Origin of the sequence: Cognatilysobacter xinjiangensis, from assembly GCF_014651995.1 — a bacterium.
GTDB classification, from domain to species: Bacteria; Pseudomonadota; Gammaproteobacteria; order Xanthomonadales; family Xanthomonadaceae; genus Cognatilysobacter; species Cognatilysobacter xinjiangensis.
The window spans coordinates 23,450-31,862 of the sequence record NZ_BMXY01000001.1; the positions used below are offsets into that span (position 1 = coordinate 23,450).

Here is an 8,413-nt window from a genome sequence, read left to right on the forward strand (position 1 = left end):
ATACCAGGCGATCAGGGCAGCAGCTTGCCCGGGTTGAGGATGCCGTCGGGGTCGAACGCGGCCTTGAGCTGCCGCATCAGCGCCAGCGTCGGCGCGGCAACGGCCTGTGGCATGAAATCGCGCTTGGCCAGCCCGATGCCATGCTCGCCCGACAGCGTGCCGCCCAGCGACACGGTGAGCGCGAACACCTGCGACAAGGCCGCGTCCGCGCGCTCGCACTGCGAGGCGTCGCCGGGCGCGTAGAGGATGTTGACGTGCAGGTTGCCGTTGCCGGCATGGCCGAAGCAGACGATCGGCAGCGAAGCCGCCCGGGCGATCGCCTGCACGCCGTCGACGAGCTCGGGAATACGCGATACCGGCACCACCACGTCCTCGTTGATCTTGCCCGCCGCCAGCGTGCGCAGCGCGGGCGACAGCGCCTTGCGCGCGGCCCAGAGTTTCCCGCGCGCGGCCTCGTCGGGCGCATCGTCGAGCGCGACGAGGCCATCGCCGTTCGCCGCGGCCGCGAGCGCGGCGATGGCCGCATCGAGCATGTGCGGCTCGCCATCGGCCTCGATCATCAGCAGTGCGCCGGCATCCGTCGGCAGATCGGCGCCGCCGACATCGCGCGCCAGCCGCACCGCCTGTGTGTCCATGAACTCGAGCATCGACGGCGTGACCGGTTGCGCCATCAGCCGTGCGACGCCACGCGCGGCGCTGGCGACGTCGCGATAGATCACGCGCAGCGCGCGGCGTGCGGTCGGCTTCGGCGTGAGCCGCAGCGTGGCCTCGACGATCAGCGCGAGCGTGCCCTCGCTGCCGACCAGCAGGCGCTGCAGGTCGTAGCCGGTGGCGCCCTTGGTGGTCGCGCTGCCGCATACGATCAGCTCGCCCGCGCCGGTGACGGCGGTGAGCGCGAGCACGTTATCGCGGCTGGCGCCGTACTTCACCGCGCGCGGCCCGCCCGCATTGCAGGCGAGGTTGCCGCCGACGGTACTGAAGGCGGCGCTGGTGGGGTCGGGCGGCCAGAACAGGCCATGCGGCGCGAGCGCGGCCTGCAGGTCGCCGTTGATCACACCCGGCTCGACCACCGCGCAGCGATCGCCCGGACGGATGTCGAGGATGCGGTCCATGCGCTCGAACGAGACGACCACGCCACCGGCGATCGGCACCGCGGCGCCGGTGGTGTTGGTGCCGCGCCCGCGCGCGACGATCGGCACGCGGAACCCGCGGCAGGCACGCACCAGTTCGACCACCTGGTCGCGATCGCGGGGCAGGGCGACGCCGTCGGGCATGGCTTCGCGCCGCGAGTTGTCGTAGCCGTAGGTGAGCCGCTCGGCGGGATCGGTGCGCCAGCCGTCGCCGAGCAGCGCGGCAAGCCGGGCGTCGAGCGAAGCGGGCAGCGCGCTCAAGCGTCGTCCGCGCGGAACGCGTCGCGGATCCAGGTGAGCGCGGGTGCCTCGATGTCGCCGCTCGCATCGACCACGTCGAAACGGCAGGGGGCCTCCGCCCAGCGCGGATGCGCGCCCAGGAACGCGGTCGCCGCCTGCACCAGCTTGCGCCGCTTGGTCGATGTGATCGACTGCGCGCCACCGCCGAAGCGGTCATCGGCGCGGTAGCGCACTTCGACGAACACCAGCGTGGGGCCGTCGCGCATCACCAGGTCGAGTTCGCCGAAGCGGTAATTGGCGTTCGCCGCGACCGCCGACAGGCCGGCCTGCGCCAGATGACGTTGCGCGGCGGCCTCGATGCGCGCGCCGCGCGCACGCGTCGAGGCGTCAGCGCGAGGCGTCGGCGAGGGGTGCCGGATCGCCATCGACGAAGGTCGACCAGGCCGGCGTGCGCTGCACGTTGCCGAAACCGTCCAGGCGCAGCACGCCGGTTGCGCCTTCGACCGCGGCATCGGGCTTGCGGCCGAGCTGGTCGAGGTAGGCCGTCAGCAGCCAGGCGTCGAAGCCGAAGGCGAACAGGCGGCCGGCGGCGCCCCGGGCACTCGCCAGGCGCGCGCCGGTGGCTTCGGCGCCGGACAGGCCGTGCACGCCGCGCGTCAGCCAGGATTCGCTCGGAAAGGCGATGCCGTCGAGCACGCGATCCTCGGCGGCCTTACCGGTGCCCGACAGCAGTTGCGACGTCGCCACGCGCGGCTTGTCGCCCAGACCCGCCAGCTGCAGGCGCGCCACCACGGCGCGCGCCACGCTGCCCTTGGTCGCGAGGAACACCGCATCGACCTGCTTACCGGCGATCGAAGGCGCGAGCTCGGCGGCATTGTCGTCGGCCACCGCGACCACCTCGCCGCCACGCGCGCTCAGGCGCTCGCGCAGCGAGGCCACGGCGCGGCGCTGGGTGTCGTCGTCGGCGGCGATCACCAGCACCTGCTTCGCGCCCCTGCGCAGGAGGTAGTCGGCGGCGGCCACGCCTTCGTCCTCCGGCGACAGCGAGAAGCTCGACTGCCCGCGCGGCGTGGCCTGCGTGCCGCGGTTGAGCGCGAGCGTCGCCACCGGCAGCTCGCCGCGCGCGAACAGCGCGCTGACCTCGTCGCGGCCGAGCGGGCCGACGATGAAGTCGTTGCCGTCGCCCGCCGCGCGGTCGTAGGCCGACAGGGCGCCGTTGGGCGTGCCGGCCGTGTCGTAGAACCGCACCTCGGGACGACGGCGGCTTTCGCCGTAGTAGCCGGCGAGGAAGCCGTCGCGCACCGAGCCGGCGGCCGCCGACAGGCTGCCCGACAGCGGCAGCAGCACGGCCAGCTTCACCGGCGGGCGATAGCCGTCGCGATCGGCAGCGGGGCGGTCGTCGAAATTCCAGCCGGCGCGCGCGAACGCGCGTGGCAGTGGCAACCCGCGCCCGAGCAGCGCACGGCCCACGTAGTCGTAGAGCGGATCGCCCTCGGCCAGCCGCGCGGCCTCGCGCTGCAGCGAGGCGTCGTCGAGCTGCTGCACGAGGCGGTCGATGCGCGCCTCGGTGTCGCGGCGCTGCGCACCCGTCTGCGTGGCGACCGATTGCGCGAGCTGCTGCGCTTCGCGCACGGCATCGCGCACCGCCGCGTTCTCGGCCGCGACCGGTGCCGTGGTGCGGGTCGGCGACTGCGCGCAGCCGAACACGAGGGCCGTCGCCAGCGCGAACGCGGCGAAACGGGACAGGAATCGGATCGGGGCGATGGGCATGCGCTCGGGCGACGGCGTGGACCGGGTTAGGATTCTACCCGCGCCCCCGTGCAGGACCATGATGCAGACGCCAGGCACGCTCCACGTCGTCGCCACCCCCATCGGCAACCTCGGCGACCTCGGCGCCCGTGCCCTCGAGATCCTCGGCAGCGTGGACGCCATCTGCGCCGAGGACACGCGCCATACGCGGCAGTTGCTCGCGCATTTCGGCATCGAGAAGACGCTCGTCGCGCTGCACCAGCACAACGAGGACGCGCAGGCCGCGCAACTCGTGTCGCGCCTTCGCGAGGGGCAGTCGCTGGCGCTGGTCAGCGATGCCGGCACGCCGCTGGTCAGCGATCCGGGCTTCCGGCTGGTGCGCGCGGTGCGCGAGGCGGGCCTGCGCGTGTCACCGGTTCCAGGCGCCTGCGCGGCGATCGCGGCGCTCAGCGTGGCCGGCATTCCCTCCGACCGCTTCGCCTTCGAGGGCTTCCTGCCCGCCAAGGCCGCCGCGCGTCGCGAGCGACTGGCCGGGCTGGTCGGCGAGCCGCGCACGCTGATCTTCTACGAGGCCTCGCATCGCATCGAGGAAACGCTGGCCGATTTGGTCGCGGTATTCGGCGAGCGCCGCGCCGTGCTCGCGCGCGAGCTCACGAAGCTGTTCGAGACGGTGCTCGACGGCGACCTCGCGTCGCTGCAGGCGCAGGTCGCGGCCGATCCGAACCAGCGCAAGGGCGAATTCGTGCTGGTGGTGGAGGGCGCGCCGGAGGACGCCGACGCCACGCTCGCCGAGGGCCGTCGCGTCTACGCCACGCTGTGCGCGCACATGAAGCCCTCGCAGGCGGCCAAGGTGGCCGCCGAGCTCACCGGGGCGCCGCGCAAGGCGCTCTACGGTGGCGGTGGGGAGTAGTGGAATCCGGCCCGCGCCGCTGACCCGCGGCGGCGGTCGCAACTGAACGAGTACGCATGCCGCCCGGGCGCGCGTGCGGGCATCCCGTACACTGCGCCGCGGCGGAGCCGGCCAGACAGTCGCGTCATCGGAAACGATGCCGAGGAAAGTCCGGGCTCCACAGGGCACGGTGCCAGGTAACGCCTGGGCGGGGCGACCCGACGGAAAGTGCAACAGAGAGCAGACCGCCGATGGCCCTCACGGGCACAGGCAAGGGTGAAACGGTGCGGTAAGAGCGCACCGCGAGTCCGGCAACGGACCGGCACGGCAAACCCCACCGGGAGCAAGACCAAATAGGGAGGCAATGCCGCGGCCCGCGGTGCCTCCGGGTAGGTTGCTTGAGCGCAGGGGGTGACCCCTCGCCGAGAGGAATGACTGTCCACGACAGAACCCGGCTTACCGGCCGGCTCCGCCGCTTTCCTTTCCCGTCAACCACTTGGCGCAAGCGGCCGTAGGCCGGCCGTGCCGACGGGCGGTCGCCCGCGTGAAGGCGGCCGTAGCGCCTGTGGACAGCCAGTGAACATTCGAATCCAAGTGACTGTTGTCTCAAGATTTGAGACAAAACAGCGGCTTGTGGATAAAGCTTGAACAAGTATCTCAAGTGCGCCGCAAGTCGTTGACTTCACTTAGGAAAATGAGCGCGTCGGATTGTTGACAACCCCTCGGGCGGGGCATAAGGTGGATTCCCGTGGGAAAACCGGGTGTTTCGTGGGTTTTCCCGTAGCCATCAAGCCCGCGTGAAGACGGGCGACCGAGGGGACCCAGTCGTGTTCCAGGGCGAAACCGCCATCACCATCGATGACAAGGGCCGGCTCGCGGTGCCCACCGCGTACCGGGACGTCATCGCGCGTGAGTGCGGCGGGCGCCTGGTATTCACCTACAACCCCTTCGAGTCGGGCTCGCTCTATCTCTACCCGCAGCCCGTGTGGGAGCGCGTGCGCGACCAGGTCAACGCGCTGCCGAAGACCAAGCGCACCAGCCGCATCTTCCAGCTGAAGCTGGTCGGTGCCGCGACCTTCGTCGAGCCCGACGGCAACGGCCGCATCAGCGTGCCGGCGAGCCACCGCTCGGCGGTGGGCATCGAGAAGCGCGCCGTGCTGCTGGGCATGGGCGACAAGTTCGAACTGTGGAGCGAGCAGGCCCACCACGCCCAGATCCGCCAGACCATCTCTGACGACGATCTGAGCGACGGTCTGCTCGAACTCGAGCTGTGACGGTCGGTGGCATCGAGCGCGGTGCGCTCGCCGGCCACCTCCCGGTGATGTATGCGCAGGTCCTGGAAGGCCTGCGTGTCGTTGGGGATGGAACGTATCTGGACGGCACGTTCGGTCGCGGCGGGCATGCCCGCGGCGTACTCGAGCAACTGGGCCCGGAAGGTCGCCTGCTCGTGATGGACAAGGATCCCGAAGCGATCGCCGTCGCCGAACGAGAGTTCGGCGCGGATCCGCGCGTGTCCATTTTCCGCGGCAGCTTCGCGCAGCTCGGGCAGTGGGACGCGACCGCTACCGGCCTCGACGGCGTGCTGCTCGACCTCGGCGTGTCCTCGCCGCAGCTGGACGTCGCCGAGCGCGGCTTCTCGTTCGGCAAGGACGGCCCGCTCGACATGCGCATGGACCCCGAGTCCGGCGTCAGCGCCGCCGAGTGGCTCAACACGGCCGACGAAAAGGCCATCGCCGACGTGCTCTACACGTTCGGCGAGGAGCGCCAGAGCCGCCGCATCGCGCGCGCCATCGTCGCCCGCCGCGCGCAGGCGCCGTTCTCGCGCACCGCGGAACTCGCCGAGCTCATCGCGTCGGTGATGCCGCGCGGCGATTCGAAGATCCATCCGGCCACGCGCTCGTTCCAGGCCATCCGCATCTACATCAACCGCGAGCTGGGCGACCTCGAGGACGGCCTCGATGCCGCGCTCGCGCGCCTCAGGCCCGGCGGCCGGCTCGCAGTGATCAGTTTCCACTCGCTCGAAGACCGCATCGTCAAGCAATTCATCGCGAAGCACGCGAAGGCGCCGGCAGGCAATCGCCGCCTGCCGGTCGAGGTCGAGTTCACGCCGGTGCTGCGCGACGTCAGCGGCGCGCTCAAGGCGGACGACGCCGAACTCGCGGTGAATCCGCGCGCGCGCAGCGCGGTGTTGCGCGTCGCCGAGAAAATCGGGGCGGTCGCATGATCCTGCGCGTCGTCCTCGCCGTGCTCGTCGCCGCGAACGTGGTCAGCGCGCTCGCCATCGTCGAGACGCGCCAGCGCCATCGCCAGCTGTTCGTGCAGTTCACGCGCTTGGAGCGCGCGCGCGACGAACTCAACATCGAATTCGGCCGCCTGCAGCTCGAGCAGGCGACCTGGGCCGAGTCCAACCGCATCGACCAGGTCGCGCGCGACCGGCTCGGCATGAAGTTTCCCGAAGGCAACGAGATCGTGGTGATCCGCCCATGAAGAATCCGGGCGAGACGCGCCGCAATGCCAACGCCCGACGCGACGGCCTCGATCCGCTGCGTCGCCTGCGTGCGCTGCTGGGCGCGGGCGAGGGCCCGCGCGGCCGTGCGCGCAGCGACCTGCGCATGCGCCTGCTCGGCCTCGGCGCGGTGATGGGCCTGTGCTCGTTCGCACTGGTCGCGCGCGCGTTCTACATCCAGGTCGTCGACAACGAGTTCTACGTCGCGCAGGGCCAGGCGCGTTCGCTGCGCGAGATCCCGATCCCGACCTCGCGCGGCATGATCACCGACCGCAACGGCGAGCCGCTCGCGGTGTCGACGCCGGTCGAATCGGTCTGGGGCAATCCGCAGGAGTTGCTCAAGGCGCCCGATCGCCTGCCGCAGCTCGCCGAGGCGCTGGGCGTGCCGCTGGACGTGCTGCAGCGAAAGCTCGGCCAGAAGGCGGGCAAGGAGTTCGTCTACCTCAAGCGCCGCATCAATCCCGACGAGGCGCGCCGCATCATCGCGCTCGGCATTCCCGGCGTGGCCAGCCAGCGCGAGTACCGCCGCTTCTACCCGCAGGGCGAAGCGCTGGCGCACGTGCTGGGCTTCACCAACATCGACGACGAAGGGCAGGAAGGCCTCGAGCTCGCATTCGACGAATGGCTGCGCGGCAAGCCCGGCGCCAAGCGCGTGCTGCGCGACGGCCGCGGCCGCATCATCGAGAGCGTCGACCTGGTGCGCCCGGCCGAGGCGGGCCGCGACCTCACGCTCACCATCGACCGCCGCATCCAGTTCCTCGCGCACCGCGAGCTGCGCAACGCGCTGCTGCGCACCGGCGCGAGCAGCGGCTCGGCGGTGGTGCTCGACGTCGGCACCGGCGAGGTGCTGGCGATGTCCAACCTGCCCACGTTCAACCCCAATGCCGTCGGCACCGCCGATCGCGACGCGCACCGCAACCGCGCGGTGACCGACGTGCTCGAGCCCGGCTCGACGATGAAGCCGATCACCGTCGCCGCCGCACTGAGCGCTGGGCTGGTGAAGCCGAATACGCCGATCGACCTGTCGCCGGGCTGGATGAAGCTCGGCAAGTACACGATCCGCGACCACAACAACTACGGCCTGCAGACCGTCACCGGCGTTATCACCAAGAGCTCGAACATCGGCGCCGCCAAGATCGCCGCGCGCATGGACGATCGCTACTTCTACGATTTCGTGCGCAAGTTCGGCTACGGCAGCAAGCCGGGCAGCGGTTTCCCGGGCGAGTCCTCGGGCGTGCTCGCCGATCCGAAGAACTGGAACGGGCTGCAGAAGGCGACGATCTCCTACGGCTACGGCCTGTCGGCGACGCCGCTGCAGATCGCGATGGCGTACGCGGCGATCGCCAATGGCGGCACCTTGACCACGCCGACCTTCGTCAAGGGCGAGCGCGGCCAGACGCGCCAGGTGCTCGAGCCGGCGATCGCGCACGAAGTCGTCAAAATGATGCAGACGGTGACCGAGAAGGGCGGCACCGCGACGCAGGGCGCGATCCTCGGCTACCACGTTGCCGGCAAGACCGGCACCGCGCGCAAGTTCAACGCGAGCGGCGGCTATTCGCGTCGTTACCTCTCGTTCTTCGCCGGCGTCGTGCCGGTCGACAACCCGCGCTTCGCGATGGTGGTGGTCGTCGACGATCCGGATCCGGCGAAGGGCTACTACGGCGGCCTCGTTTCCGCGCCGGTGTTCAAGGCGGTGATGGAAGGCTCGCTGCGCCTGATGGACGTGCCGCCGGACGACATCGAGACCTGGATGGCCGCGCAGGACAAGGCGCTGCATGGCGACCGTCCGGCCGCGATGCAGATCGCGGCGACTACGTCGGCTGCACCGGCCGCGCCGCTCCAACCGGCGCCGCTGCCGATCGATGCCGACGACGGCGTCATGGCGGTGACGCCATGAAC

8 protein-coding genes and 1 other RNA gene are annotated in these 8,413 nt (G+C 70.9%); 6 read left to right on the forward strand and 3 right to left on the reverse strand.

Annotation, left to right across the window (positions count from 1 at the left end; genetic code table 11):
* Nucleotides 1-11: 11 nt before the first annotated feature.
* From IE066_RS00135 to IE066_RS00145, 3 genes are read right to left on the reverse strand one after another with little or no spacing between them, the layout of a single operon-like run.
* Nucleotides 12-1,391: an FAD-binding oxidoreductase gene (locus IE066_RS00135; protein WP_189446321.1), complete on the reverse strand. Its 1,380-nt coding sequence runs from the start codon at nt 1,389-1,391 to the stop codon at nt 12-14.
* Complete coding sequence (locus tag IE066_RS00140; protein WP_189446322.1) at nt 1,388-1,795, reverse strand: YraN family protein; 408 nt, start codon at nt 1,793-1,795, stop codon at nt 1,388-1,390. The genes IE066_RS00135 and IE066_RS00140 overlap by 4 nt, the downstream gene beginning before the upstream one ends.
* Nucleotides 1,758-3,140, reverse strand: a complete 1,383-nt coding sequence (locus IE066_RS00145) for a penicillin-binding protein activator (protein WP_229790605.1) — start codon at nt 3,138-3,140, stop codon at nt 1,758-1,760. Before IE066_RS00145 ends, IE066_RS00140 begins: the two co-directional genes overlap by 38 nt.
* A gap of 61 nt (nt 3,141-3,201) precedes the next feature.
* On the opposite strand from IE066_RS00145, the gene rsmI reads away from it, so the two are divergent.
* The 6 genes from rsmI to IE066_RS00175 all read left to right on the forward strand — a co-directional run bounded on the left by rsmI (nt 3,202) and on the right by IE066_RS00175 (nt 8,411).
* A complete protein-coding gene (rsmI, locus tag IE066_RS00150) occupies nt 3,202-4,029 on the forward strand; it encodes a 16S rRNA (cytidine(1402)-2'-O)-methyltransferase (protein WP_189446324.1) in 828 nt (275 codons plus the stop codon).
* A 103-nt stretch (nt 4,030-4,132) separates the two neighbouring features.
* Nucleotides 4,133-4,483, forward strand: an RNA gene (gene rnpB / locus IE066_RS00155) — RNase P RNA component class A.
* A 352-nt stretch (nt 4,484-4,835) separates the two neighbouring features.
* Nucleotides 4,836-5,282: a division/cell wall cluster transcriptional repressor MraZ gene (mraZ, locus tag IE066_RS00160; RefSeq protein WP_189446325.1), complete on the forward strand. Its 447-nt coding sequence runs from the start codon at nt 4,836-4,838 to the stop codon at nt 5,280-5,282.
* Nucleotides 5,279-6,232, forward strand: coding sequence for a 16S rRNA (cytosine(1402)-N(4))-methyltransferase RsmH (rsmH, locus tag IE066_RS00165; RefSeq protein ID WP_229790606.1), 954 nt, complete (start codon nt 5,279-5,281; stop codon nt 6,230-6,232). The genes mraZ and rsmH overlap by 4 nt, the downstream gene beginning before the upstream one ends.
* A complete protein-coding gene (gene ftsL, locus IE066_RS00170) occupies nt 6,232-6,495 on the forward strand; it encodes a cell division protein FtsL (protein ID WP_189448653.1) in 264 nt (87 codons plus the stop codon). The genes rsmH and ftsL overlap by 1 nt, the downstream gene beginning before the upstream one ends.
* 125 nt (nt 6,496-6,620) lie before the next feature.
* Entirely contained in the window at nt 6,621-8,411 is a 1,791-nt protein-coding gene (locus IE066_RS00175; RefSeq protein WP_229790711.1) for a peptidoglycan D,D-transpeptidase FtsI family protein, read from the forward strand.
* The last annotated feature ends 2 nt before the right edge of the window (nt 8,412-8,413 follow it).

Excerpts from the sequence above, each read along its gene's own strand:
- IE066_RS00140 (WP_189446322.1), bottom strand. The coding sequence starts at position 1,795 with ATGGCGATCCGGCACCCCTCGCCGACGCCTCGCGCTGACGCCTCGACG.
- IE066_RS00145 (WP_229790605.1), bottom strand. The coding sequence starts at position 3,140 with ATGCCCATCGCCCCGATCCGATTCCTGTCCCGTTTCGCCGCGTTCGCG.
- rsmI (WP_189446324.1), top strand. The coding sequence starts at position 3,202 with ATGCAGACGCCAGGCACGCTCCACGTCGTCGCCACCCCCATCGGCAAC.
- IE066_RS00175 (WP_229790711.1), top strand. The coding sequence starts at position 6,621 with ATGCGCCTGCTCGGCCTCGGCGCGGTGATGGGCCTGTGCTCGTTCGCA.